Genomic DNA, 24614 nt, shown 5'->3' with positions numbered 1-24614 from the left:
CCCGGGCTTGACCATGCCCCAGGGGCATGGTCTGGAGTGGACGCATGCGCCACCTTCGAGAGCCCTTCCGGATCATCCGAGCGAACCTCGGAGCCTACCTCGCCATGAACGCGGTCATGTTCGGCCTCTTCTTCGCCGGCGTCGCCGCGGCGCTCGCCTTCCCCGACCTGCAAGCGGCACAGATCACGTCCATGGAGCAGGACGGCACGGCGGACCTGGTGGGCGAACTGCTCGGGAACGTCTGGCTGTTCGGCCTGACCATCCTCGCGGTCAACGTGCTGACGGTCGCTGTGGCGACCATCCTGCTGCCCTCGATGATCGTCCCCTTCGCCGGCATCGTCCTCTTCGCCTACCGGGCGTTCGGCTTCGGGCTGTCCCTGGCCCCGGTCGACGCCACCGCGGCGAAGATCCTGGTCCCGCACTCCCTGACGCTCCTCATCGAGTTCCAGGCCTACGTCCTGGTCATGCTCGGCGCCTACCTCCTGGGGCGCGCCTGGCTGTGCCCCGCGTCGGTCGGCGCCGACACCCGCCGCCAGGGGTACCTCCGCGGCCTCGGGCAACTGGGCCGCCTGCTCCCGCCCGCGCTCGCCCTGTTCGTGATCGGCGCCGCGTACGAGGCCTTCGAGATCATCTACCTCATCCCCCCGCTGTTCCTGGGCTGACCCCTTCGGGCAGAATCGGGTGATGCTGAACATCGGATCTGTCGTGCTGGGCGTCTCCGACGTGGCCCGTGCGACGGCCTTCTGGACCGCGGCCCTCGACTACACGCCCCGCGACCCCGGCACCGACCGCTGGATCGTCCTGGTCCCCACCAGGGGACCGGGCGTCCAGATCGCGCTCGGCCTGAGCGACGTACCCGTCCAGGAGCACCCCCGGGTCCACCTGGACCTCTACGCGAAGGACGCCGCCGACCAGGCCGCCGAGGTCGAACGGCTGGTGGCCCTGGGCGCCGAACGCGTCGACTGGGACCTCTACCCCGAGGACCCCGACTTCGTCGTCCTCGCCGACCCCGAGGGCAACCGCTTCTGCATCATCGACTCCAGCCGCTCCTGACCCCAAGCACCACCACCCCAGGGACCCCCACCCACCCGCCGGGTCCCACTCCAACCGGAGGGCATCGCACCTCCTCCGCCCCGGGGATCCCCACCCGGGGGCCGGCCACACCCGGAGGGCATCGCAGCGCCCCCGCCGCAGGGGGGTTTCCCACCCGACCGGGACCTCCGCCACAACCGGAAGGCGTCGCAGTACCTCTGCCCCAGGGGGTTTCTCACCCGATTGGAAACCTCAGCTCCAGCCGTGTCACACCAGTAGGGTGCCCGACCCCAGGGGGTCTTCGCCGAGGTAGTTGTAGGTTTCCAAGAGCTCGGCCGCTTGGGAACGGCGGTCCGCGCCGGGTGGGCCCGGCCCCGGCCGCAGTCGGTGTCCGGCAGACCGCCAGACGGAATCGTTGGGCGCGCGTGGCGGGTGGTGGGGGTGTGACTGCCGGAGCCGGGTGCACGCGGAGCGCGCGCACCCGCACCGCCTGGAAAGGTTGGGGGCGCCGGCGGCGGTGAGGGGGCTCCACGCTGTCGCCTACTCCCGCGGATGACCGCGGTACGGACGGGAGCGGGGGTGAAAGCCGCACGTACCCGCGATCTTGGCCCCAGACCGGGCACAGGACCGCGCACCTCCACCGCAGGGGGTGAAGGCCGCCCGCACCCACAGCTCCAACCCCCAGGGGGTGTGGGGAAGAGGAACCGCGCACCTCAGCCCACAGGGGTGAAGGCCGCGCATACCCACAGCCCCAAGCCCCAGGGGGTGCGGGCAAGAAGAACCACACACCTTCAGCCCCAGGGGATGAAGGCCGCCCACACCCGCGGCATCAACCCGAGGGGGATCAGGGGAGGAAGAACCACAACCCCCGCCCCCGAAGGTACCGCCGCACATCCCCGCGTCCCCATCCCAAGACCGGGAACAGGACCGCGACCCCGCCCCGGAGGGACGAAGGCCGCGCCCCCGCGACATCGCCACGTGGGCCCGGGGAGAAAGAACCGTGACCCCACCCCGCCCCACCCCGAAGAAAGAACCGCCCACCCCCACCCGTATCCCCACACAACGCCCCCGATACGATTCCCCCTGTCGCCCCCTCACCATTCACCCGCCCACCTCCCTCGCCCTAACCACCAAACCTCCGACGTCCAACGTCCGACACCACCGAGGGACGAGTGATCCCGTGATGGGACCACTCCCGGGATGCAGCGCCAGGGGGCACGGCGCGAGAGGAGACCATGGCCGAGCCGACGGAGTCCGCCGCAGAACCTCCCGAACGCACACGCTGGCTCTGGGCCCTGCTCGGCAGTGTGGTCCTCACCCACACCGCCCTCAACCTCACCCGCCCCCTCATCTCCTACCGCACCATCGCCGTCGGCGGCGACGCCGTCGAGGTCGGCCTCATCACCGCCGCCTACGCGCTCCTGCCCCTGGTCATCGCCGTCCCGCTGGGCCGGGCCACAGACCGCTCGGCGCGCATCGCCTGGATCGTCGGCCTGGGCTCGGTCATCCTCGCCGCGGGCGGTCTCCTGCTCTCCCTGGTCGACGGGCTGGCGGGCCTGGCCCTGGCCAGCACCGTCGTCGGCGTCGGCCACCTGCTGTGCATGGTCGCCGGGCAGGGCCTCATCGCCCGCCACTCCCGCCCGGAGAACCTGGACCGCGACTTCGGCTGGTTCACCGCCGCCGCCTCCCTGGGCCAGCTCGCCGGCCCCCCTGATCTCCGGCGCCATCCTCGCCGACGCCTCCGGGGACGCCCTGCTCGCGGCCACCTCCACCGCCCTGGTCGTCGCCGGGGCCGTCGCCGCCCTGGGCGCGCTGCCGCTCCTCGCCCTGTTCCGGCTGAGCCCGGTCCGGCGCACCGCCGGACAGAAGGCCGCGCCGCCAGTGCCCACCCTGGACCTGCTGCGCCGCCGCCGGATGCCCTCCGCCCTGCTGGCCAGCCTGGCGCTGCTCTCCGCGGTGGACATCCTCACCGCCTACCTGCCCCTCATCGCCGAGAGCCGGGACATCCCCCCGGTGCTCGTCGGCGTCCTGCTCAGCCTGCGCGCGGGTTCCTCGCTGCTCTCCCGCCTGACCCTGCCATGGATGCTGCGCCGCTGGTCGCGCAAGACCCTCATCGTCGCCAGCACCGCCGTCGCCGGACTGTCGCTGATCCTGGTGGCCCTGCCGCTGGGCGGGTTCGCGGTGCTGGCCCTCGTGCTGGGCCTGGGCGGGTTCCTGCTCGGCCTGGGCCAGCCGCTGACCATGGCCGAGGTGACCACCCTGGCGCCGGAGGGCGCACGCGGCTCCGCTCTGGCGCTGCGCATCTGGGGCAACCGGCTGGGCCAGGTCGCCATCCCCGCCGCCGCGTCCGCGGTCGCCGGGGCGGTGGGCGCCCCCGGCGCCCTGCTGTTCTCCGCCGCCGTCCTCATCACCGCGGCCGTCACCGCCCGCTGACCACAACCGCCCCAACCCGCCGGCCCGGCCCGTCCCCACCAACGGTGTCTGTCGTACCCGACCGCCAGGATGGCCGCGCGACCCCACCCCCGACAAGGAGACGCCATGGCCGACGACCCCGTCTACCTGAAGGGCATGGAGGACGACCCCGCCTTCCCCGACCACCTGGTGGCCAAGGGCAGGTCGATCCTGCTCGCTCTCCACGAGCGCATCGGGTCCCAGCGCCCCGCCGACCTGCCCGAGCTCTACGTGCTCACCCATGCGGCCACCGAGGAGTTCAACGCTCTCCAGGAGGAGTTCTGGGAGGCGGGCAGCGACATCGACACCGTCATCCGGGAGGCCATCGCCCTCTCCTTCGAGCGCGTCATGAAAGCCAACGGATTCGCCGACGCAGACCTGGAAGAGGCTCTGGCCCCCCGCGACTGGTGACGCGCAAAAGGGGCCGCGCCCTCACGCGGCCCCCGCCCCACAGGAGCGAAAAAGAGAGGCGTCCGCCCGTCACGCCTTGATCGAGGCCTGCTCCCGCCCGGAGTCGTGCCCGACCACGATCTTGCGGGCCTTGGACTGCTCGGCCACCGGGATCCGCAGCGTGAGCACGCCGTCGGCGTAGTTCGCGGTGATCCGGTCGGTGTCCAGGGTGTCCCCGAGGAAGACCTGGCGGCTGAACGTGCCGTTCGGCCGCTCGTTGACGATCAGTTCCAAGCCCTCGCGGCGCAGGCCGGGGCGTTCCGCCTTGACGGTGAGGACGTTGCGCTCGACTTCGAGGTCGATGCTCTCGGGGGAGACCCCCGGCAGGTCGAAGTGGACCACGAAGTCGTCGTTCTCACGGTAGGCGTCCATCGGCATGACGGCCGGTCGGCCGTTCTCCAGCAGACGCTGGGTGAGCCGGTCGAACTCCCGGAACGGATCGGTGCGCATCAGCATCGCTCGTCACCTCCAAGTGCCTTCGACATCATCGTCGATGACTTGATGCGAACACACTCAACTTTATTGATCACCCAAGGCTTGTCAAGTCCCGAACATACAAAGCGGGCGGGACCCGGAAGGTCCCGCCCGCCTCGCATAACGGCACGTCAGAGCTCTATACGTCAGCACTCAGACCAGCACGTGCCGCTCCGCCAGTGCCGCGTCGTACCGCTCCCACACGATCTCCGCCAGCTCCGGAGCCGCGCCCAGCGCCTCCGACACCACGGTCGACCCGGCCGCTCCCTCGGCACCGGCCACCTCGGTCGATCCCACCGGTCCCACCACCTCCGCCACGGCCTCCGCTTCCGCCACCGTCACGGCCTCCGCCTGCTCACGGACCCGGTCGGCGAAGAACCCCGGGGCCAGCAGGTAGGTGGCCACCGCCACCCGCCGCGCCCCCCGGGCGTACGCCGCGGCGACCGCCTCGGCCGGGGTGGGCCGCGCCGCCGACGCGAACGCCGCCACCGCCTCCCGCCACGGCCCGCGCGCCGCCAGCTCCGCGGCCACGGACTCCACCGTCGCGTTGGCCCCGGGGTCGCTCGACCCCGCCGAGGCCACCACCAGCGCGGTGTCCGGGGCCGCGGTCGCGCCGGCCTCGGCCAGCCGCCGCTCCACCGCCGCCACCAGGCCCGGGTGCGGTCCCAACGTGCCGGCGTAGCGCACCCGCACCCACGGTCCGGTCTCGCGCGCCCGCTCCAGCACCTTCGGCAGGTCCACCTTGCTGTGGTAGGCCGCCGTCAGCAGCGCGGGCAGCACCACGACCTCGCCCGCGCCCTCGGCGGCCAGCGACGCCAGGGCGTCCCGCACCGACGGGGCCGTGTGGTCGAGGTAGGACACCCGCACGTCGGCCTCCGGCCGCAGCGCGCGCACCCGCTCGAACAGCGCCTCCACGGCCGCCGCAGACCGCGGGTCGCGGCTGCCGTGCGCCACCGCCAGCAGCGGCGGCGCGGGGCGGGGCCCGTCGCCGGTCACAGATGGATCCCGCACTCGGTCTTGCCGCTGCCGGCCCAGCGGCCGCTGCGCGGGTCCTCGCCCGGGGCCACCCGCCGCGTGCACGGCTCGCAGCCGATGGAGGGGTACCCGTCGTACTGGAGCGGGTTGATGATCACCCCGTTCTCCTCGATGTAGGCGTCGACCTCCTCCTGGGTCCACCGGGCGATCGGGTTGACCTTGGTCATCCGCTTGCGCCGGTCCCACTGCACGATCGGGGTGTCGCGGCGGGTCACCGAGTCGGCCCGGCGCAGCCCGGTCAGCCACGCGCTGTAGGGCGCCAGCGCCTTCTTCAACGGCTCCACCTTGCGCAGGTGGCAGCAGATGCCCGGGTCGCGCCCGTGCAGCCGCGGGCCCAGCGCCAGGTCCTGCTCGGCCACGGTGCGGGTCGGCTCGACGTTGATCAGGGTGATGTCGTAGATCGAGGCCACGGCGTCGCGGGTGCCGATGGTCTCGGGGAAGTGGTATCCCGTATCCAGGAAGATCACGTCGATGCCGGGGATCACCTTGGAGGCCAGGTCGACCATGAGGGCGTCGGCCATGGACGAGGTCATGCACAGGCCGTCGCCGAACGTCTCGGCGGCCCACGCGATGATCTCCTGGGCGGTGGCCTCCTCCAGCTCGCGCGATGCGCGCTCGGCGAGCTCGGGACCGCCCACGGGGGTGATGGTGGCGTTCATTCCTACCCTTCCGTCGGTCTAGAAGGTGCGTCGCCGAACGAGGCGGACCGCAGGCCCACGTACTTGACACGGAAGACCCGGGCGCAGGACAGGCAGGCCCAGGGGTAGCCCTCGCCCTTGACGGGGGCGCCCTCCTCGGGCACCAGGTCCTCGTCCCCGCAGTAGGGGCAGTAGTAGGGTGCGGCCCTCTCGGACACGGCGCACCTCCTCCAATCGGGGATGTCGCGGATGGTGGATTCGGCGGGCCGGACGCGCACACGCGCCCGACCCACCCGGAGCCGTTCGGACCCGGACCCGGTCCCGAGCCCGGACCCGGACCCGACCTCAGACCCAGACCCGGCCCCGAACCCAAGCCCGGCCCCGGACCCGAGCCCGAACAGCCCCGCCCTGCTTCCCTACTTCAGGTCGTCCTCCGCGGCCCGGCCCACCCAGGCCGCGAACGACTCCCCGTCCTTCCTCTGGTCCTGGAACCGGCGCAGCACCCGCTCCACGTAGTCGGGCAGCTCCTCGGCGGTGGACTTGAGCCCGCGGATCTTCTTGCCGAAGGCCGCGTCCAGGCCCATGCCGCCGCCCAGGTGGATCTGGTAGCCCTCCACCTGCTCGCCGCGGTCGTTCATCACCAACTGCCCCTTGAGGCCGATGTCGGCGACCTGGATGCGCGCGCACGAGTTCGGGCACCCGTTGACGTTGATGGTCAGCGGCTCCTCGAAGTCGGGCAGCCGCTTCTCCAGCTCGTCGATGAGGGTCGACGCCCGCCCCTTGGTCTCGACGATCGCCAGCTTGCAGAACTCGATGCCGGTGCACGCCATCGTCTGGCGGCGGAAGGTGCTGGGCCGAACCTGGAAGCCCTCCGCCTCCAGGGCCGCGGTGATCGACTCGACCCGGTCCTCCTCGATGTCGAGGATGACGAGCTTCTGGTCGGCGGTCGTACGGATGCGGTCGGAGCCGTGCGCCTCGGCGATGTCGGCGATCCGGTCCAGCGACGTGCCCGAGACCCGGCCCACCTTGGGCGCGAACCCCACGTAGAACCTTCCGTCGCGCTGGCGGTGCACGCCCACGTGGTCGCGGCGCAGGCCCTGGTCCAGCACCGGGGCCGGGCCGTCGGGCAGCGCGTACCCCAGGTACTTCTCCTCCAGCACCTGCCGGAACTTCTCCGCGCCCCAGTCCTTGATGAGGAACTTGATGCGGGCGCGGGTGCGCAGCCGGCGGTACCCGTAGTCGCGGAAGATCGCGCAGACCCCCGCCCACACCTCGCTCACCTGGTCGGGGCGGACGAAGGCCCCCAGCCGCAGCGCGAACATCGGGTTGGTGGACAGCCCGCCGCCGACGAACAGGTCGTAGCCCGCCTCGCCCGCCTCGTTCCGCACGCCCACGAACGCGACGTCGTTGATCTCGTGGTTGGTGCAGTACACCGAGCAGCCCGCGATGGACGTCTTGAACTTGCGCGGAAGGTTGGAGTACAGCGGGCTGCCGATGTGCTCCTCGTAGATCTGGAAGATCTCCGGCGTCCCGTCCAGCACCTCGTCCTCGGCCACTCCGGCCAGCGGACAGCCCATGATGACGCGGGGGGTGTCACCGCAGGCCTCGGTGGTGGACAGGCCCACCGACTCCAGCCGGTCCCAGATCTCCGGCACGTCCTCGACCCGGATCCAGTGGTACTGGACGTTCTGCCGGTCGGTGATGTCGGCGGTGTCGCGGCCGAAGTCGCGGGAGATCCCCGCGACGGCGCGCAGCTGGGCCACCGACAGCTGGCCGCCGTCGATGCGCACCCGCAGCATGAAGTAGCGGTCGTCCAGCTCCTCCGGCTCCAGGACCGCGGTCTTGCCGCCGTCGATGCCGGGGGCGCGCTGGGTGTACAGGCCGAACCACCGGAAACGGCCGCGCAGGTCAGCGGGGTCGATCGAGTCGAAACCGCGCTTGGAGTAGATGTTGATGATCCGATCGCGGACGTTGAGCCCGTCGTCGTTCTTCTTGTTCTCCTCGTTCTTGTTCAGCGGCTCGCGGTAGCCGAGGGCCCATTGGCCCTCGCCGCGGCGGCGACGCGGCTTGGCCGCCGTCGCCGTCCGACCGTTCTGCGCGGAAGAGGGAGGCATCGCGGGTGTCTCCGATGGGGTCACGGGGTCCGTACGGCCCCGGCGCCCGCACCGCTACGGCCCGTCGGCGCCGCACATCGTCGTGCAGGTGCCACGGGTCGGAATCCGCGTGTGTGGGATGCGAAGAGAAAGGGGAGAGCGCCGGTGCCGCGCGCACCCCTGGGGTGCGTCAAAAAGGCGGCGAGATTAACCGACGCTGCAACAGATGGCGCTGCGGACCCGCAGGAAGTCCACGTGGCGACGCACGCAGAGCATGGGGTCCAGGGCAGCGATCATGAAATGAGAATGTCATGTGCGCGCGTCCTTTGTCCAGGCGGGTCCGGAGGGCTCCCGAGTGAGTCACGTCACTCGGCGAAGGACGCCGCAGGCCACCCGCCACCCGCTGCCCACCACACTGCGCAGGCCACCCGCTGCCCGCCGCGCCACGCGGCCCGCCCGCCCACTCACCGCTCACCGCACGTCGCAGACCACTCCCCGGGCGGTGCGCGGTCCCGGCGTCCGCCCCCGGACCGCTAACGTTCTCCCCGTGGTGGGTTTCTGGGAGGGGCTGTGGCGGATCACCGACGCCTGGCTGAGGCGCCGCCCCCGGCTGCGCGGCGGTCTGCTGCTCGTGCTGCGCACCATCCGGGCCTTCTCGCGTGACCGGGTCGTCGGCCTGGCCGCCGAATCCGCCTTCTTCACCCTGATCTCGCTGCCCGCGCTGCTGCTGGGACTGCTGGGCGTGCTGGTCCCGCTGGCGCCGGTGCTGGGGGAGGGCACGGTGGAGGAGATCCGCGGGCTCATCCTGGACAGCACCGCCCAGATCCTCACCCCCGACACGGTCGAGAGCGTGGTGGCCCCGCTGGTGGACGACCTCCTCCAGGGCGTCCGGGGCGGGGTGCTGTCGGTGACCTTCCTGGTGTCGCTGTGGTCGGGGTCGCGGGCGATGAACGTGTTCATCCGCTCCATCACCATCTCCTACGGCCTGGAGGAGCTGCGCGGCTGGATCACCCAGCGGGTGCTCGCCTTCGTGGCCTACCTGGGCGGGCTGGCGTTCGCCCTGCTGGTGCTGCCGGTCCTGGTGGCCGGCCCCGACCTGGTCCACCGGCTGCTGCCGATCACGGTGGGGCGGCTCAACCTGCTGTACTGGCCGACCGTCGCGGTACTGGCCACGGCCGCCGTCACGATGCTGTACACCCTGAGCATCCCGGTGCGCACCCCGCTGTGGCGGCACCTGCCGGGGGCGCTGCTGGCGACGACGGTGCTCATCACCGGGTCCATCGGGCTGCGCGCCTACCTGGACGCCTCGCTGGCGCAGGTGAGCCTCTACGGTTCGCTGGCCGCGCCGATCGCGATCCTGGCCTGGCTGTTCGTGATGGCGGTCGCGGTGCTTGTGGGGTCGTCGTTCAACGCCGAGATCGACGCCATGTGGCCGACGGTGCGCACCGCCGCGGCCCGCGCCGAGATCGCCAACCGCCGCTTCGAGCGCGCCGACCGCCTGGTCCGCCGCCGCGAGCAGGCGGTCATCGACACCATCGTCGAGAACAACGGCCGCTGACCGGAACCGGTCAGAGCGTACGCCGTACACCCGAACGCGACGGCGCGTCGGTATGTTCGAGGTGCCTCCGGCGGGCGGGCCGCGCCCCCGCCGCCCCCCCCGCACCCGGACGGCTGGAAAGGGCATCCCCCATGACCCCCGCCCCGTCCGCGCCCCGCATCTCCGCCCCGTCCGCTCCCCGCGCCTCCGCCGGGGGGAGGGGGCGCCGGTGAAGGCCTCCCAGCTTCTGCGGCAGATCGCGATGGCGGCGGCCCTGGTCTCCGTGATGCTGGCCGCGTCCTTCCGCGCCTTCTACCCCGGCTACCCCGGCACGGTCCCGTGGCCGGCCACGGTGCCGCCCGCCCTCCTCCTGGCCTTGGCGCTCGCCCTGGTCGCCGACGCCGACCCGGATCCCACACCGGGGGAGCGACGGCGCCTGCACACGGGGGCCGTGCCCTGGCCGCTCACCGACCGGCCGCGGACGGACTTCGCCGTCATCGGGCTGAACCTGCTGATGGCGGTGGTGTTCATGCTGCCCGGCGCCTCCCTGAGCCTGTCGCCCCTGGTGCTGGTCGCCCTCACCGGCTGCGTCCTCGCGGTGGTCCGGGCGCGGCGGGAACGCCGGGAGTTCGGGGAATCCCTGGCCGAGCCTCTGCTGACCGGTCCCAAGCTCGTCGGCCTGCGCTCCCCTGAGGAGGTCCCCTCCGGGTGGGCCGCGCTGGTGGTCCACCGCCCCGGGCACGTCCTCCGCGACGCGGCCGTCGACTACCGGATCCACGTCGGCGGCGACCGGGTGGGCACGATCGGTCCGGGGGAGAGCCTGGTCATCGGCCTGCCGCCGGGAGAGCACCGGGTGCGCGGCCGCCTGGGCCGCCGCACCGGCGCGCCCGTCACGGTCGCCGTCGCGGCGGACACCGTGTCCCACCTGACCGTCGAGCCCGGCGGTCCCGGAGGCGCGCCCTACGCCGGCCACACGCCCCGGCCGGAGGAGTACATCCTCCTCACCCCCGGCGAACCCGCCGCACCCCCGGCCACCGAGCCCCGATCCGGAAGGTGATCGCCCTGAAGGACCTCCGCTGGTTCCCCGCCGTGACCACACACGCGTTCTTCGGCATGCTGCTCCACAACTGGATCCTCACCTCCATGGAGTCCGCGGCGCGCGAGATCACCCTCGGAGCCGGTCTCGCCCTGAGCTGGTTCCTGTTCTTGGTGGTCGTGTTCTCCCTCCTTCCCTTCCAGGGGTCCCGGGGGCGTCCGGGCTCCTCGGCCCGGGCGGTGAGGCCGGCGGTCGGAGCGGGAGCGCTCGTCCTGGCCTCGGGCCATGTCCTCCTCCTGCCGCTCGGCCTCTGGTACACCGTGCGTTACGAAAGCCTGGGCCTGCTCCCCCTGCTCGTGACCGCCGAGACGATCGGGCTCGCCGCCCTGGCCGTGCTGCTGTGGCAGCGGCCCTGGCGTCATCAGGCACGGGCGGCGGACCGTCCGGAGGTGCCCAGGCTCCTCGGCCTGCGCGATCCCGCCCGGATGCCTCCCGGATGGGTTCCGGTGGTGTTCTACAGATCCGACCTGTTCCCGCACAACCTCAGGGACCACCCCCTGGAGATCGACGGGGACCGGGTCGGGGAGCTGCCGCCGGGGGAGAGCCTGGTCATCGGCCTGCCGCCGGGGGAGCACACGGCACGGATCCCGGTTTCGCCCGGTAAGTACCCGTTCCGGTTCGCGGCGGTCCCGGGGCGCACCGTCCACCTCTACGTCGGCGCGGACACCCGTATCGCCCTGTGGAACCCGACCGTCACGCGACAGGAGCACTCCGCATGACCTGCGCGACGCCGAACGGGCGCCCGCCGCCCCGCCGGAGGCGCCCAAGCTCATCGGTCTACGCGACCCCGCGCGGATGCCCTCCGGCTGGAGCCCTGTGGTGTTCCACGCGCGCGGCGGCTTCGCCGAGGACCCGCCCCTGGAAGTGGACGGCGGCCACGTCGGCTTCCTCGCCTCCGGCGGCACCCTCGTCGTCGGCCTGCCGCCCGGCGCCCACACCGTCCGGGTGCAGCGCCGGGGGTCACCCCCGTGCCCCTTTTCGGTCGTACCTGGCGGTATCGTGCACTTCACGGTCACCAGCGAACCGAACTTCGGTCCGCCCGGCCCCGGCTTCCGCATCCTTCCGCATGTCACGGGGCCCACGGGAGGCCAGGGCCCGGCGTGAACCGTGGGAGACCGGTGGCCGGATTCGGCCAGTTACGGTGTGAACTCATCGACACATCCGCGTGTCCATATGAACGTGACCACGGGAGGGCGGGCCGGGCGGCCCTCCCCGCGTTCCGAAGACATGCCAGGTCAGGGGGAAGGGGAGCGGGAACACCGTTGACCGCACAGCGCGCCGTGTCCGCTACCGGCCGCCCGTACCCGGGTGGGCCGTGTCCGTCACGATCAGTATCATCGCGTTCAGCATTGGCTTCGTGCACGTCGACACCGGCGCCCGGTGATCTCCCGGGCCCGGTCCCGCCGTCGCCCCCGACCGACGTTCCCCGTCACCCGCACACGAACAGGTCCACCCTTCCCATGCCTTCGGAGGCACCATGAGCCGGGCGTCCCGTCCGGGGCATCCCCGGCCCACCGCCGTCATCGCCATCGCCCCGGACGAGCGCAGCGCCGAGATCGTCATCGAGGGACAGCGCCAGGTCGTCACCGGCAGCGTTCCCAAGGAGACCCGGCGCGCGGCGCTGGACGTCGCCACCGGCTACGCCGCCAGGATCGGCCAGCCGGTGCTCATCGACGCCCGTGACAGCAACGGCTACTGGAACCTGGTCGCCACCCCCGACGGCGTCGTGCAGGCCGCCGACCGGCTCCCCCCGACGGCCGGGCCCGCCCCCGCCGCGGCCCGCCCCCCGGCGCCCGCCGAGCGGCCCGGACGCGGCAGGCGGGGCCTGGTCATCGCGGGTGCGGCGGCGCTCGCCGTGGTGCTCCTGGGCGGCGCCGGCTTCGTCGCCTGGAACCTGATCCCGGGCGACGACCCCGCCGCGCAGACCACCACGACCGAGGCGCAGGTCCTGGGCCACCCGGCCCCGCCCGGCTACGGCGACACCGTGGAGTTCTCCGAGGCGCTCGCCCCCGGCAGCCAGCCCGGCGTCTCCCGCGACGGCGACCTGATGGCCTTCATGGACCCCGACGAGCGGCTCACCCTGTTCGACGCCTCCGGCGAGCGCCTGTGGTCGGCCGCCCTCCCGGCCGCCTCCACCGAGTTCCTGGGCCCGCCCCGGTTCGTCGACTACGACGGCGAGCCCGCGGTGGTCATGGAGACCACCGGGACCCTGTGGTTCTGGCCGGTCGCGGGCGGTGAGCACACCAGCATCACCCTGCCGGAGGACGCCTCCACCCAGTACGTGGGCTCCTCAGCGCTGGTCCGCAGCGGCGACGACGCCCTCGTACCGGCCGGCGGCGAGCTGGCGCCGGTCGAGGTCCCCGGCGGGGCGGCGCCGATGCTGGCCGAGGGCGCCGAGGTGCTCACCGCGGTGCGCACCGGCGCCTGGACCTGGGTCGATCCCGAAGGGGAGGTCGCCGAGGTCACCGCCCGCCGCCCCGAGAACGCCGGTGAGATGGAGTCGGTGGTCACCGCCCTGCGCGAGTACGTGATCGTCCGCTGGGAGCCGCTGCGCGGCGAGGGGGCCGTGCTGGCCTTCCACGACAGCCGCGACGGCTCCGTCATCGGCGCGGCCGAGATCGACCCGGCCGACCTGGAGGACGTGCGGCACCGCTCCGGCCCCATCGGCACCGCCGCCGTCTCCTACGGCCCGGTCGTGATGGACCCCGAGACCGGCACCACCGCGGTCGTCCCCGGGTTCGAACCGCAGGTGGCCGTGGGAGCCACCGTGTTCGGCCAGCTCGGCGGTGCCCCGGCGGCCGTGGACACCGCGGGCGAGGTCCGCAGGCCGGACCCGGCCTCGGCCCAGCCCGCCGGCCTGCTCGGCGGCAACGCCATCGTGGTCCACGAGGACCACCTCTATGCCATCCCCTCTCAGTAGCAACCCCCGATAAAAGAAGAAAGGAGTGGGATGACCCCCAAGAAGCGTGCACTGACCGTGACCGCGGCCGGCCTGTTCATGGCCGGGTTCTCGGTGAGCCCTGCGTTCGCCGAGACCATCGAGGAGACCGCCCCTGCGGCCGCTCCCGAAGCGGCCCAGCAGGTCACCGAACCCCAGGTCCTTCCTGAGGTCCCGGTCGTCACCCCCATCGTCGGCGGGATCGCCGAAGGCGTCGGAGAACTCTTCGACACCCCGCCCTCCCCGGACCCCGGTGGCGGCGACGACGGCGGTGACCCCGGTGAGGGTGAGAACCCCGGCGGCGGTGACCCCGGTGAGGGTGAGAACCCCGGCGGTGGAGACCCTGGCGAGGGTGAGAACCCCGGCGGCGGTGACCCCGGTGAGGGTGAGAACCCCGGTGGTGAGGACCCGGGCGGGGAGGACCCCGGCGGTGAAGACCCCGGTGGTGAGGACCCGGGCGGGGAGGACCCCGGCGGGGAGGACCCCGGTGGCGAGGACCCGGGTGGTGAAGACCCGGGCGGGGAGGACCCCGGCGGTGAAGACCCCGGTGGTGAGAACCCCGGCGGGGAGAACCCCGACCCGGGTGACGGCGGGAACCCCGGTGACGACGACGGTGACGAGAGCCAGGCTCCCGGCACCAGCACTCCCGGCAGCACCTCCCCGGTGACCGCCGGCACCTCGGGTTCCAGCGGGACCACCCCCACCCTGCCGACCACCGGTGTCGACATGGAGGGCTTCGTCCTGGGCGGTGCCATCGTCACGGGCATCGGCGCCATCGCCCTCTGGGCGGGCGCGCGCCGTCCCTCCGCGATGCCGGCGGAGTAACACGGCGGATCGGCACGGTTCCGCCGGCCGTCGCCCGGTGAGGGCGCGGACCACGTGCACGGGCCCCCGGATGCCTCGGCGTCCGGGGGCCCGCACCGTTCCTCCGGCCCTTCGCCTCCGCGCTCCCTCTCAGGCGCGCGGGCGCAGCACCGGGGCGAGCAGGAACGCGAACACCCCGGCCGCCGCGATCGTCCACAGCGCGGTCCCCAGCGCCGTCGCGTCCGCGATCAGGCCCACCGCCGGCGGGAACGCCAGGAAGCCCGCGCGGCCCAGCCACCCGACGATGGTCACCCCGTCGCCGGTGCGCACCCCGGGCACGTTCCCGGCCGCCGCCAGCGTCAGCGGGAACAGCGTGGACACTCCCAGCCCCATCACCCCGAACCCGATGACCGTCGTCGCCTGGTGCGGCAGCGCGAGCGCCAGCGCGATCCCGCCCGCCGCCAGCAGGCCGCAGGCCCGGCCCACGGTCGCGGCACCGAACCTGTCGGTGACCCGGTCGCCCAGCAGGCGGCCCACCACCATCATCGCCTGGCAGGCCACGAACGGCATCGCCGCCAGGAACAGGGAGGCGTCCAGTTCGTCGGCCATGTACACCGCGCCCCAGGACGCCGCGGAGTCCTCGATGCCCCCGGCCAGCATCAGCAGCACGCCCAGCGCGACGAGCAGCAGCACCGCGCGCCCGGGGATGCGCGGTCGCCGCCCGTCCGCCTCCCGCGCGCCGTCGGCGCGTTCACTGTCCTCGGGGCCGGGCAGCAGCATCCGGCTCACCGTCAGGTTCACCGCCACCAGCACCACCGCCGTACCGCCCAGGTGCCACAGGATCGGCACCCCGGAGCCGGCCATGACCGCGCCGAGCAGGCCGCCGGAGACCGCGGCCAGGCTCCACACCGCGTGGAAGGTGTTGATGATGGTCCGCCCGTACCGGCGCTGCACCCGCAGCCCGTGCGAGTTCTGCGCCGAGTCCGTCCAGGCGTCGGCACAGCCCATGACGAACAGGGCCCCCGCCAGCGCCCACCAGTTCTGCGCCAGCGCGATGAATGGAAGCGCTCCCAGCGACAACAGGCTGGTCCCCACCGCTGTGGGCCCGCTTCCGAAGCGGTGGATCAGCGGCCCGGCGAGCATCCCGGTCAGGATCGCGCCGGTCGGCATCGCCGCGATCGCCAGCCCCAGCTCGGCGTTGCTCAGCCCCAGCCCCGACTTGATCGCCGGAAGCCAGGGGACCGCGTTGGTGTAGGTGAAACCGTTGACGAAGAAGAGGGTGGAGACCGCGAGCCTGGCCCGGCGGGCCTGCCGGGGCGGGGCGGTGGTCTTCGGGCTGTTCATGCGTCTCCCACGGGTGGCCGTTCGGTGCCTGCGGATGCTATCGACTCCGGTCCGGGTCCGGCCATGCGTTTCCCGGCCCCCGCGATCTCCCCTCCGGTGGGCTTGCGATCCGCCGCCGTTCCGATTTACATGGGGATTCCGCTCAGTAACGGAGAAGCCCCCGACGACCCCCGACGACTGCACACGGTCACCACCGCACCGGTCCCCGCCCCCAGCGACCCGCTCACGCACAGGGCACGGGCCCCCGACGCCGACTCCCTCGCCCCGGCCGCCGTTCCGCGGCGCCCGGCCGGAACCGGAAGAGCCCATGATCAATACGAGCGCGCTGCGAGACAAACCCACACTCACCGGAAAGCACGTGCGCCTGGTGCCGCTGGGCCCCGAGCACACGGACGCCTACTTCGCGGCGGGACTCGACGAGGAGATCCGCAGACTCACCGGGACCCACCACCACCTCACCTACGACGAGGCCCGGGAGTGGTGCCGCGGCCGCCCGCGGAGCCCGGACCGGCTGGACCTGGCCATCACGGCCCCGCACGACGGCCGCTACCTCGGCGAGCTGTCGCTGTACTCGGTGGCCCCGGAGAACGAGAGCGCCGGGTACCGCATCGCCCTGTCCGCCCTGGAGTTCACCGGGCAGGGGCTGGGCCGGGAGGCCACCCGGATGGTGCTGGAGTACGCCTTCGAGCACGTCGGCCTGCACCGGGTGTGGCTGTACGTCTACGCCTTCAACATGAGGGCCATCGCCGTGTACCGCTCCTGCGGCTTCTCCGTCGAGGGGCGGCTGCGCGACTCGCTGCTGTGGGAGGGGCGCCGCCACGACGCCCTGCTCATGGCCGTGCTGCGGAACGGGTACCGCAGGACCTGACCCGGGGGTTTTGACCGTGGCCGGGGTTGCAACCTCCGGCTCCCGGGGTATGTCCGGTACCACTTTTCCATCGGCTCCCTTCGACACGGCGAGAGGAGCGGCGCCCGAGCCCGGCGCCGGTGAGGCACATGAATCCGGTACCCGTTTCCCTGCCGTTCACCGACCGCTCCGAGGCGGGCCGCCGCCTGGCGGAGCGGGTCCGGCCGTACGCGGTCTCGGACCCCCTGGTCCTGGCCCTGCCCCGGGGCGGTGTCCCGGTCGGCGCGGAGCTGGCCCGCCGCCTCGACGCCGACTTCGACGTTCTGGTCGTCCGCAAGATCGGCCTTCCGGGCCACCCCGAGCTGGGGGTCGGCGCGATCGCCGAGGACGGGCGCGTCCTCTTCGACGACCTGGCCCTGGCCCGGATGCGGGTGCCCCGCCAGGCCCTGGCCGGGACGGTGGACGCCGAGCGCGCCGAACTCGACCGGCGCCGCCGGGTCTACCGGGGCGAGCGCCCGCCCCCGGACATCGCCGGGCGCGACTGCGTGGTCGTCGACGACGGGGTGGCCACCGGCGGCACCGCCCGCGCCGCCCTGCGCATGGTGCGCCAGGCCGGCCCGGCCCAGCTGGTGCTGGCCGTCCCGGTCGCCTCCAGGGAGGCGATCGCGATGCTCAAGGAGGAGGCCGACGCCGTCGTGGTGCTCGGAGTCCCGGACAACTTCCGGGCGGTGGGGGAGTGGTACCGCGACTTCGACCAGCTCTCCGACGGCCACGTCACCGCCATCATGTCGGAGGTGGGGCGCAGCCACAGCCGGCCGGGCACGGCCCGGGGCGTGCGGGTGCGCGCGGGCGACGTCTACCTGGACGGCGACCTCACCCTCCCGGCGGCGCTGCGCGGCGCGGTGGTCCTGGCGTTCGGGGAGGCGCGCGGCGATCCGCGCTGGCGGGCGATCGCCTCGGTGCTGCAACGGGCGGGGTACGCGACCCTGATGCTCGACCTGCTGGTGGGGGAGGAGCGCTCCTCGGTGGGCGGCGGCGCCGCGACGGAGGTGCTGGGAGAGCGGCTGAGTTCGGCCGTCACCTGGCTGCGCCGGGCCACCGACGCCGCCAGCGAGCCGGTGGGGGTGCTGGGCTCGGGGGCCGGTGCCCCGGCGGCGCTCGTGACCGCCGCGCGGCGGCCGGGCGACGTGGCCGCGGCGGTGGTGCACGGCGGCCGGATCGACCTCGCCGAGCCCGCGCTGCCCGACGTGCGCGCCCCGGTCCTGGTGATGCTGGAGAGCCGCGACTCGTTCGTGCGCGAACTGGGGGAGTGGGCCCGGGGCCGGATGGGCGGGCCCACCGACCTCAAGGTGCTGTCGGGGGCCGAGGAACTGCTCCGGGGCGCCCGGGAATGGCGGCAGGTGGCGGTGGAGGCCCAGGACTGGTTCGACCGCTACCTCCCGCGCGGCCGGGGCTGAGGCCCGGGCCCGGAGGGCGCCGGAGAACGAAGAACCCGCGCCGCCGCCGACGGAGTGTCGGGGCGACGCGGGTTTCGCACGGGGCCGGGGCCGCCGAGGAGGAAGATCGGCCGGATCGCGGTTGCGCGACCGCCTGAGGACTCAGGCGGCGTTGGCGCGACGCATACGACGACGGCGCTCGGAGGCGCGCTCGTCCTCGTTCAGGCCGCCCCAGGTGCCGTACTTCTCCGGACGCGAGATCGCATAGTCCAGGCAGTCGGTTCGAACCGGGCAGGCCGCACAGATCTCCTTGGCCTTGCGCTCGCGGATCTCCCGCTCCGGCTGGCGCTCGCCATCCGGGCCGAAGAAGAGCACAAGGTCCTCGCCCCGGCACGCGGCGGCATCCTGCCACCCCCAGCTCGGGCGGGGGCGCAGCGCGGCCTGCCGACGTACCTGAGACATGCTTGAACCACCTCTACTGAAATCACTAGTAAGCTGTCGGAAAAAGCTTCAGTCACCCAAAAGTCGGTCATGCGGCGTGAGCGACCCCGCACGACGCAAACGCCGAACGGTGCAGGCGATGTTCCCCGGTGTGGCTGAGACCACGAGAAGCACGCGAACCGAGCGGCGGTGATCGCCGACTGCGGGTGTGTTCTCACGCGAACGGCTCTCGGAGGCGGTGACGGCCATCCGTCCGAGCCGGTACGTAATCATGCCATCCCCACTCCCGATCGTGCACGGGGGGTGGGGAAATTACTCGCCCAACCGTTACCGAAATCTGATGCCTTGCGGCGGATCTCCGGTCGTTTGTCCGAGTTCGTCACTTATTGCAAGAACGAGTGCCTTGCGAAGGACACAGCACATCGTATGGGGCGATGTCGCTCCTGCCTAGGGGCTCCCCCTGATACGCCGATCACATTGCGGACACGACACGTCACCGCGATTGGGTGGGACCGTATGTCCTCACCCTCCGTCGCCGCCCCCGGGGTGGCGGCCGGCGCGAACCCCCGCCCCCTGGGTGCCGACGGCGGCCGACGGGCGACGGCTGGGAGGGGCCGCGGCCGTGGGCCGTCCGTTGAGGGTGGTGGCGGGCGACGGGCGGGCCCCTAGGGGAAGGACCAGGGGCGCGCAGGAGGAACAGGTCGTGGTGTCCGGGCGTCACACGCGATAGAAAGCGAAGGACACCCCGATACCGGGTCGTCCTCTGGCACCACCACAAGGAGTTCGAGTCGCCGTGGCCCTCCTGCGGTTCATCCTCAACGTCATCTGGCTCTTCGTCGCGGGTTTCTGGCTCGCGGTGGGCTACGCCTTCGCCGGGCTCATCTGCTGCATCCTCATCGTCACGATCCCCTTCGGCGTCGCCTCCTTCCGGATGGCCGGATACGCCCTGTGGCCCTTCGGCCGCGAACTCGTGCGCAAGCCCGGCGCGGGCGCGGGCAGCACCGTCCTCAACGTCATCTGGCTGATCGTCGCCGGCTGGTGGCTCACCCTGGGGCACATCGCCACCGCGATCGGCCTGGCGATCACCATCATCGGCATCCCCATGGCCTGGGCCTCGCTCAAGATGATCCCGGTCGCGCTGGCCCCCTTCGGCAACGAGATCGTCGAGAGCGGCCGTCCCCGGGAACCCTGGCAGTTCTGACACCGTTCTCACGCCGACGGGTGCGAACCCCCCATCCCCCGGACGCATCACCCTCTACAAGAACCCCCGTGCACCCCTCCACCCCGTGACGGGGGGCACCCGCAGAAGTGAAGAAATGGAGTCGATGTGCAAGCCCAACGGCCGGGAGTCTGGGCGCTCCTGAACAAGTGGCTCGCCGCGCGCCGGGCCAACGAGGAGCGCCGGGCCAGGCTGGAGGCCGAGGAGCGCGAGATCGCCGAGGCCAGGCGCCGGGCCGAGGAGGCGGCGGCGCAGGCCGAGGCCGCCCCGCCGGACCTGCTGCGCCGGGTCAGCGACGTCGCCTGGCGGATGCTGCTCATCGGATTCGTCGCGGGCCTGCTGATCTACGCGCTGGTGTACCTGTCGGTGGTCACCCTGCCGCTGATCCTGGCGGTCTTCATCACCGCGCTGCTGATGCCGCTCGCCAACTGGCTGCGCCGCAAGGGGCTCGGCCGGGGGCTCTCCACCACGATCTCCATCGTGGTGGCGCTCATCGTCTTCGGCGGCGTCCTGACGATGATCATCATGCCGGCGGTCCAGGGCTCGGACGCCCTGGTCTCCAGCGTCACCGAGGGCCTGGAGGAGATCCAGAACCTCCAGCTGCCGTTCGGGCTGAGCCCCGAGATGTTCGAGCTCGACGACATGATCGCCGACGCCACCCGGCAGATCACCACCATGATCGAGGAGAACAGCAGCCAGCTCATCAGCGGCGCGTGGACCGCGGGCGCCGCGGTCGTCTCGATCCTGGTCGGCATCGTCCTCATCATCGCCCTGACCGTGTACTTCGTGCACTCGGGCGACCTGCTCATGGACTGGCTGCTCACCCTGCTCCCGCCGGGGTCGCGCCCCGGCCTGCAGCACGCCGGGCACGTCACCTACAAGGTGATGGGCAACTACGTGCGCGGGGTGGCGGCGGTCGGCGCCATCGACGCCATCGGCATCGGTGTGCTGCTGATCTTCATCCTCGACCCCAGCCTGGCGATCCCGCTGATCGTGCTCACCTTCATCGGCGCGTTCCTGCCGATCATCGGTGCGTTCCTCAGCGGCCTGGTCGCCGTCCTGGTGACGTTCGTGACCGTGGACTGGGTCATGGCCCTGGTCGTGCTCGGCTGGGTGCTGCTCATCCAGCAGCTGGAGAGCAACCTCTTCGCGCCGCGCATCTACGGCCAGGCGCTGGAACTGCCCTCGCCGGTCGTGCTCATCGCGATCTCCATCGGCGCCGTCCTGGGGAACATCCCCGGCATGTTCCTGGCCACCCCCGTGGCCGCGGTGCTCGCCGCCCTGCTGCGCGACCGGCCGCCGGCCGCACCGGAGGAGCAGGAGGAGGCCGAGCCCGACGACCCCGGCTCCGCGCCGACGGAGAAGGCCAAGAAGAAGCAGGGGGTCATGGCCACGACGCCCTCCCCGGGGGAGGGCACCGCCAAGACCGGGGCCAAGGCCGCTCCCAAGCCCGGCAAGGGGGACAAGAAGGAGGAGCGTCCGGAGGACCCGCCCTCCGACGGCTGACCCCGCCCCCGGGAATGTCCGGCGTCCCCGTTCCTGTTCGACAGGACGGGGACGCCGTCGTCCCGGGGAGAAAACCCCTGGCGGCGCCCCCGACCGCTGCCGTTAGGCTGGATCGGTCGGCCCCCGCGCCACCGCTCCCCCGTCCGCCCGCACCGCCGCCGGACCGGCGCGCACGGCCGCCCGAACCGTCTCCACCTCGTAGGAAGCCCCATCATGCTGATCGCCACCGACCTCGAACTGCGCGTCGGTCCTCGCCTCCTGCTGGAGCCGACCACCTTCCGCGTCGCCGCCGGTGACCGCATCGGACTCGTGGGGCGCAACGGCGCGGGCAAGACCACGATGACCAAGGTGCTGGCGGGCGAGGGCCTGCCCACCGGCGGCACGGTCACCTCCTCCGGGAGCATCGGCTACCTGCCCCAGGACCCCCGCACCGGCGACCTCGACGTGCTGGCCCGCGACCGCATCCTGTCGGCCCGCGGCATCGACGAGGCCCTGCGCGGGCTGCGCGAGGCCGAGAAGAAGATGGCCAGCACCGACACCAAGACCCGCAACAAGGGCGTGCGCGCCTACGGGCGCTGGGAGGAGCGCCTGCACGTGCTGGGCGGCTACGCCGCCGAGTCCGAGGCCGCCGCCATCGCCTCCAGCCTGGGCCTGCCCGACAAGGTGCTGGGCCAGCCGCTGCGCACCCTGTCCGGCGGCCAGCGCCGCCGCATCGAGCTGGCGCGCATCCTGTTCAGCGGGGCCGACACCCTGCTGCTGGACGAGCCCACCAACCACCTGGACGCCGACTCCATCGCCTGGCTGCGCGACTTCCTCAAGTCCCACCAGGGCGGGCTCATCGTGATCAGCCACGACGTGGAGCTGGTCGAGCAGGTGGTGAACAAGGTCTTCTACCTGGACGCCAACCGCAGCGTCATCGACATCTACAACATGGGCTGGAAGCAGTACCTGGCCCAGCGCGAGGCCGACGAGCGCCGCCGCAAGCGGGAGCTGGCCAACGCCGAGAAGCAGGCCGACACCCTGCGCAAGCAGGCCGACAGGTTCCGGTCCAAGGCGACCAAGGCGCGCGCCGCCCAGCAGATGCTCAACCGCGCCGACCGCATCATGGACGGCGTGGCGGGGGTGCGCCAGGCCGACCGCGTCGCCAAGCTGCGCTTCCCCGACCCGGCGCCGAGCGGGCGCACCCCGCTGATGGCGGAGGGGCTGTCCAAGTCCTACGGGTCGCTGGAGATCTTCACGGGCGTGGACCTGGCCATCGACCGGGGCAGCCGGGTCGTCATCCTGGGCCTCAACGGCGCGGGCAAGACGACCCTGCTGCGCCTGCTGGGCGGGATCGAGCAGCCCGACTTCGGGCGGGTGGTCCCCGGGCACGGGCTCAAACTGGGCTACTACGCCCAGGAGCACGAGACCCTGGACGTGGACCGCAGCGTCCTGGAGAACATGATGAGCGCCGCCCCGGACCTGCCGGAGGTCGAGGCGCGGCGCACCCTGGGCTCGTTCCTGTTCACCGGGGACGACGTGGACAAGCCCGCCGGGGTGCTCTCCGGCGGCGAGAAGACCCGGCTGGCCCTGGCCACGCTGGTGGTCTCCAGCGCCAACGTGCTCCTGCTGGACGAGCCGACCAACAACCTGGACCCGGCCAGCCGCGAGGAGATCCTGGCGGCGCTGCGCAACTACAAGGGCGCGATCGTGCTGGTCACCCACGACGAGGGGGCGGTGGACGCGCTCCAGCCCGAGCGGGTCATCCTGCTGCCCGACGGGGTCGAGGACGTGTGGAACGCCGAGTTCGAGGACCTCATCGCGCTGGCGTGAGCGCCGGCGGGGCGCCCGGGCGCCCCGGGACGGGGGTGGACGCCCGGGGGACCGGTGAGGTTCACCCCTCCTCTTTTCGGTCGGCGTTTGCGGCGTTCCGAAAATGGGCGATCGCCCGGCGTGTCCGGCGTGGCGGGCGGTCAATGTGGCGGTCCGCGATCCCGATGTCCCATCATGAGGGTCCCTGACCGTCGACCCCTCGAGGAGTGAACCTGTGAACGACGCGCTGGGAAAGGGCACCCGGGTGGCCGGTGAGAACCGCTCCGAACTCGCCGTCGAGCTCAAGCGCCGCTACGACGCGGGCGAGAGCATCCGCCAGCTGGCGGCGGCCACCGGGCGTTCCTACGGTTTCGTGCACCGCCTGCTCGGCGAGGCGGGGGTGGAGCTGCGCGGCCGGGGCGGGGCGACACGCAAGGCCTGAGCGCGCCCTGGCGGTTACCCATGGGTAATATTCGGGGTGACACGGCACACCCACGGAAGGAACCCCCATGGCACAGGCCGCGAACGGCGCCGGTGAGCCGCCCACCGAGGACGAGCTCTCCAGGGCCGGGCTCCGGCTGAGGGTGGACGGGCACGTCGCCCGCATCACCATCAGCCGCCCCGAGCGCCGCAACGCGATGACCGGGCGCACCTGGACGACCCTGGCCCACATCGGCCAGACCCTTCCCGAGGATGTCCGAATCGTCGTGATCGCCGGAGAGGGCGACATCTTCTCCGCCGGGATCGACCTCAACATGTTCACCCCCGAAGGGGTCGAGGGGGAGCGCTCCCTGGTGGCCGGCGTCCTGGACGGCAGCGCCGACGCCGACGACATCGAGGGCCACATCGCCGAGCTGCAGGCCGGGTTCCTGTGGCTGCGCCGCCCCGACATCGTCAGCGTCGCCGCCGTCCGCGGGCACGCCATCGGCGCCGGGTTCCAGCTGGCCCTGTCCTGCGACATCCGCATCCTCGCCGAGGACGCCAAGTTCACGATGAAGGAGCCCGCCCTGGGGCTGGTCCCCGACCTCACCGGCACCAAGCCGCTGGTCGACATCGTCGGCGTCAACCGCGCCGTCGAGATCTGCCTGACCGCCCGCCGGGTCGAGGCCGCCGAGGCCCGCGAGCTGGGCCTGGCGGAGCTGGTCGTCCCCGTGGAGGAGCTGGAGGGCGCCGTCGACGACGTCGTCGCCGCGCTGCTGGCGACCAACCCGGAGGCGGCCGCCGCCACCAAGGCGCTGCTCCAGCAGGCCGCGGGCAACACCCTCGAGGAGCAGGCCCGCGCCGAGCGCCGCGCGCAGGTCGACCGGCTGACCTCCCTGGCCAAGGCCATGGGCGCCGGGGCCTGACCCCGCGCCGCCCGAAGGCGGGGACGGGGCGGAGAGACCCGGATCACCGGTGAAAAACGCCCGTCCCGTCCCCACTTCGGAGCGATCTCTAGTAGGCTTCACCAAGCGGTCGTTCGCAATGCCGCGCGCATCAGGG

At 72.6% G+C, this 24614-nt stretch carries 23 protein-coding genes and 1 pseudogene; 17 read left to right on the top strand and 7 right to left on the bottom strand.

What is annotated here, in order from left to right:
• The first annotated feature begins 44 nt into the window (after window positions 1-44).
• The 4 genes and pseudogenes from ACFVNO_RS26790 to ACFVNO_RS26775 all read left to right on the top strand — a co-directional run bounded on the left by ACFVNO_RS26790 (window position 45) and on the right by ACFVNO_RS26775 (window position 3894).
• Window positions 45-662, top strand: a complete 618-nt coding sequence (locus ACFVNO_RS26790; protein WP_355265340.1) for a stage II sporulation protein M — start codon at window positions 45-47, stop codon at window positions 660-662.
• Window positions 663-684: 22 nt separating this feature from the next.
• A complete protein-coding gene (locus ACFVNO_RS26785) occupies window positions 685-1053 on the top strand; it encodes a VOC family protein (protein ID WP_355265337.1) in 369 nt (122 codons plus the stop codon).
• A 1214-nt stretch (window positions 1054-2267) separates the two neighbouring features.
• Window positions 2268-3465: pseudogene (locus ACFVNO_RS26780) on the top strand (MFS transporter).
• A 105-nt stretch (window positions 3466-3570) separates the two neighbouring features.
• Complete coding sequence (locus ACFVNO_RS26775; protein ID WP_378896624.1) at window positions 3571-3894, top strand: DUF5713 family protein; 324 nt, start codon at window positions 3571-3573, stop codon at window positions 3892-3894.
• 69 nt (window positions 3895-3963) lie between these two features.
• Here ACFVNO_RS26775 and ACFVNO_RS26770 read toward each other — a convergent pair whose 3' ends face one another.
• From ACFVNO_RS26770 to ACFVNO_RS26750, 5 genes are all read right to left on the bottom strand, one after another.
• The gene (locus ACFVNO_RS26770) at window positions 3964-4389 is read right to left on the bottom strand and encodes an Hsp20/alpha crystallin family protein (protein ID WP_355265328.1); all 426 of its coding nucleotides are present in this window, start codon (window positions 4387-4389) and stop codon (window positions 3964-3966) included.
• A gap of 171 nt (window positions 4390-4560) precedes the next feature.
• On the bottom strand, window positions 4561-5418 hold the full coding sequence (locus tag ACFVNO_RS26765; RefSeq protein ID WP_378896621.1) for a sirohydrochlorin chelatase: 858 nt from the start codon (window positions 5416-5418) through the stop codon (window positions 4561-4563).
• On the bottom strand, window positions 5400-6101 hold the full coding sequence (locus tag ACFVNO_RS26760; RefSeq protein ID WP_355265322.1) for a phosphoadenylyl-sulfate reductase: 702 nt from the start codon (window positions 6099-6101) through the stop codon (window positions 5400-5402). Before ACFVNO_RS26760 ends, ACFVNO_RS26765 begins: the two co-directional genes overlap by 19 nt.
• 2 nt (window positions 6102-6103) lie before the next feature.
• The gene (locus ACFVNO_RS26755) at window positions 6104-6298 is read right to left on the bottom strand and encodes a hypothetical protein (protein WP_255646456.1); all 195 of its coding nucleotides are present in this window, start codon (window positions 6296-6298) and stop codon (window positions 6104-6106) included.
• A 198-nt stretch (window positions 6299-6496) separates the two neighbouring features.
• Window positions 6497-8194 carry a nitrite/sulfite reductase gene (locus ACFVNO_RS26750; RefSeq protein ID WP_378896617.1) on the bottom strand — a complete coding sequence of 566 codons (1698 nt, stop codon included), beginning with the start codon at window positions 8192-8194 and terminating at the stop codon, window positions 6497-6499.
• Window positions 8195-8720: 526 nt separating this feature from the next.
• On the opposite strand from ACFVNO_RS26750, the gene ACFVNO_RS26745 reads away from it, so the two are divergent.
• The 6 genes from ACFVNO_RS26745 to ACFVNO_RS26720 all read left to right on the top strand — a co-directional run bounded on the left by ACFVNO_RS26745 (window position 8721) and on the right by ACFVNO_RS26720 (window position 14569).
• A complete protein-coding gene (locus ACFVNO_RS26745) occupies window positions 8721-9731 on the top strand; it encodes a YihY/virulence factor BrkB family protein (RefSeq protein WP_355265316.1) in 1011 nt (336 codons plus the stop codon).
• A gap of 208 nt (window positions 9732-9939) precedes the next feature.
• The gene (locus ACFVNO_RS26740) at window positions 9940-10767 is read left to right on the top strand and encodes a hypothetical protein (RefSeq protein ID WP_378896613.1); all 828 of its coding nucleotides are present in this window, start codon (window positions 9940-9942) and stop codon (window positions 10765-10767) included.
• Entirely contained in the window at window positions 10764-11525 is a 762-nt protein-coding gene (locus tag ACFVNO_RS26735; RefSeq protein WP_378896611.1) for a hypothetical protein, read from the top strand. The genes ACFVNO_RS26740 and ACFVNO_RS26735 overlap by 4 nt, the downstream gene beginning before the upstream one ends.
• A gap of 100 nt (window positions 11526-11625) precedes the next feature.
• Window positions 11626-11910 (top strand): hypothetical protein, encoded by a 285-nt coding sequence (locus tag ACFVNO_RS26730; protein ID WP_378896608.1) that lies wholly within the window; start codon window positions 11626-11628, stop codon window positions 11908-11910.
• A gap of 373 nt (window positions 11911-12283) precedes the next feature.
• Window positions 12284-13726, top strand: a complete 1443-nt coding sequence (locus tag ACFVNO_RS26725) for a hypothetical protein (protein WP_378896605.1) — start codon at window positions 12284-12286, stop codon at window positions 13724-13726.
• Window positions 13727-13756: 30 nt separating this feature from the next.
• The gene (locus ACFVNO_RS26720) at window positions 13757-14569 is read left to right on the top strand and encodes a hypothetical protein (RefSeq protein ID WP_378896602.1); all 813 of its coding nucleotides are present in this window, start codon (window positions 13757-13759) and stop codon (window positions 14567-14569) included.
• A 129-nt stretch (window positions 14570-14698) separates the two neighbouring features.
• On the opposite strand, the gene ACFVNO_RS26715 is transcribed toward ACFVNO_RS26720, so the two are convergent.
• Window positions 14699-15892 carry an MFS transporter gene (locus tag ACFVNO_RS26715; RefSeq protein WP_220560265.1) on the bottom strand — a complete coding sequence of 398 codons (1194 nt, stop codon included), beginning with the start codon at window positions 15890-15892 and terminating at the stop codon, window positions 14699-14701.
• 307 nt (window positions 15893-16199) lie between these two features.
• On the opposite strand from ACFVNO_RS26715, the gene ACFVNO_RS26710 reads away from it, so the two are divergent.
• Complete coding sequence (locus ACFVNO_RS26710) at window positions 16200-16760, top strand: GNAT family N-acetyltransferase (protein WP_220560266.1); 561 nt, start codon at window positions 16200-16202, stop codon at window positions 16758-16760.
• A 128-nt stretch (window positions 16761-16888) separates the two neighbouring features.
• Window positions 16889-18196 (top strand): phosphoribosyltransferase family protein, encoded by a 1308-nt coding sequence (locus ACFVNO_RS26705; RefSeq protein WP_355265296.1) that lies wholly within the window; start codon window positions 16889-16891, stop codon window positions 18194-18196.
• A 141-nt stretch (window positions 18197-18337) separates the two neighbouring features.
• Here the strand turns inward: ACFVNO_RS26705 and ACFVNO_RS26700 are convergent, their stop codons facing one another.
• Entirely contained in the window at window positions 18338-18637 is a 300-nt protein-coding gene (locus ACFVNO_RS26700) for a WhiB family transcriptional regulator (protein WP_017588640.1), read from the bottom strand.
• A gap of 772 nt (window positions 18638-19409) precedes the next feature.
• On the opposite strand from ACFVNO_RS26700, the gene ACFVNO_RS26695 reads away from it, so the two are divergent.
• From ACFVNO_RS26695 to ACFVNO_RS26675, 5 genes are all read left to right on the top strand, one after another.
• Complete coding sequence (locus ACFVNO_RS26695) at window positions 19410-19817, top strand: YccF domain-containing protein (protein ID WP_355265293.1); 408 nt, start codon at window positions 19410-19412, stop codon at window positions 19815-19817.
• Between the two features lie 126 nt (window positions 19818-19943).
• Window positions 19944-21341, top strand: a complete 1398-nt coding sequence (locus ACFVNO_RS26690; RefSeq protein ID WP_355265291.1) for an AI-2E family transporter — start codon at window positions 19944-19946, stop codon at window positions 21339-21341.
• Window positions 21342-21554: 213 nt separating this feature from the next.
• Entirely contained in the window at window positions 21555-23153 is a 1599-nt protein-coding gene (locus ACFVNO_RS26685) for an ABC-F family ATP-binding cassette domain-containing protein (protein WP_355265288.1), read from the top strand.
• 214 nt (window positions 23154-23367) lie between these two features.
• A complete protein-coding gene (locus ACFVNO_RS26680) occupies window positions 23368-23574 on the top strand; it encodes a helix-turn-helix domain-containing protein (protein WP_220560271.1) in 207 nt (68 codons plus the stop codon).
• A 67-nt stretch (window positions 23575-23641) separates the two neighbouring features.
• Complete coding sequence (locus ACFVNO_RS26675) at window positions 23642-24478, top strand: enoyl-CoA hydratase/isomerase family protein (protein ID WP_220560272.1); 837 nt, start codon at window positions 23642-23644, stop codon at window positions 24476-24478.
• Window positions 24479-24614: the final 136 nt, after the last annotated feature.

Source organism: Nocardiopsis sp. NPDC057823, assembly GCF_042797335.1.
Taxonomy (GTDB): domain Bacteria; phylum Actinomycetota; class Actinomycetes; order Streptosporangiales; family Streptosporangiaceae; genus Nocardiopsis; species Nocardiopsis changdeensis.
The sequence above is the reverse complement of the archived record's forward strand: the minus strand, read 5'-3'. Positions and strand labels throughout refer to the sequence as shown.

Excerpts from the sequence above, each read along its gene's own strand:
- ACFVNO_RS26775 (WP_378896624.1), top strand. The coding sequence starts at position 3,571 with ATGGCCGACGACCCCGTCTACCTGAAGGGCATGGAGGACGACCCCGCC.
- ACFVNO_RS26705 (WP_355265296.1), top strand. The coding sequence starts at position 16,889 with ATGAATCCGGTACCCGTTTCCCTGCCGTTCACCGACCGCTCCGAGGCG.
- ACFVNO_RS26710 (WP_220560266.1), top strand. The coding sequence starts at position 16,200 with ATGATCAATACGAGCGCGCTGCGAGACAAACCCACACTCACCGGAAAG.
- ACFVNO_RS26790 (WP_355265340.1), top strand. The coding sequence starts at position 45 with ATGCGCCACCTTCGAGAGCCCTTCCGGATCATCCGAGCGAACCTCGGA.
- ACFVNO_RS26675 (WP_220560272.1), top strand. The coding sequence starts at position 23,642 with ATGGCACAGGCCGCGAACGGCGCCGGTGAGCCGCCCACCGAGGACGAG.
- ACFVNO_RS26785 (WP_355265337.1), top strand. The coding sequence starts at position 685 with ATGCTGAACATCGGATCTGTCGTGCTGGGCGTCTCCGACGTGGCCCGT.
- ACFVNO_RS26700 (WP_017588640.1), bottom strand. The coding sequence starts at position 18,637 with ATGTCTCAGGTACGTCGGCAGGCCGCGCTGCGCCCCCGCCCGAGCTGG.
- ACFVNO_RS26725 (WP_378896605.1), top strand. The coding sequence starts at position 12,284 with ATGAGCCGGGCGTCCCGTCCGGGGCATCCCCGGCCCACCGCCGTCATC.
- ACFVNO_RS26685 (WP_355265288.1), top strand. The coding sequence starts at position 21,555 with ATGCTGATCGCCACCGACCTCGAACTGCGCGTCGGTCCTCGCCTCCTG.
- ACFVNO_RS26750 (WP_378896617.1), bottom strand. The coding sequence starts at position 8,194 with ATGCCTCCCTCTTCCGCGCAGAACGGTCGGACGGCGACGGCGGCCAAG.
- ACFVNO_RS26715 (WP_220560265.1), bottom strand. The coding sequence starts at position 15,892 with ATGAACAGCCCGAAGACCACCGCCCCGCCCCGGCAGGCCCGCCGGGCC.
- ACFVNO_RS26760 (WP_355265322.1), bottom strand. The coding sequence starts at position 6,101 with ATGAACGCCACCATCACCCCCGTGGGCGGTCCCGAGCTCGCCGAGCGC.
- ACFVNO_RS26720 (WP_378896602.1), top strand. The coding sequence starts at position 13,757 with ATGACCCCCAAGAAGCGTGCACTGACCGTGACCGCGGCCGGCCTGTTC.
- ACFVNO_RS26770 (WP_355265328.1), bottom strand. The coding sequence starts at position 4,389 with ATGCTGATGCGCACCGATCCGTTCCGGGAGTTCGACCGGCTCACCCAG.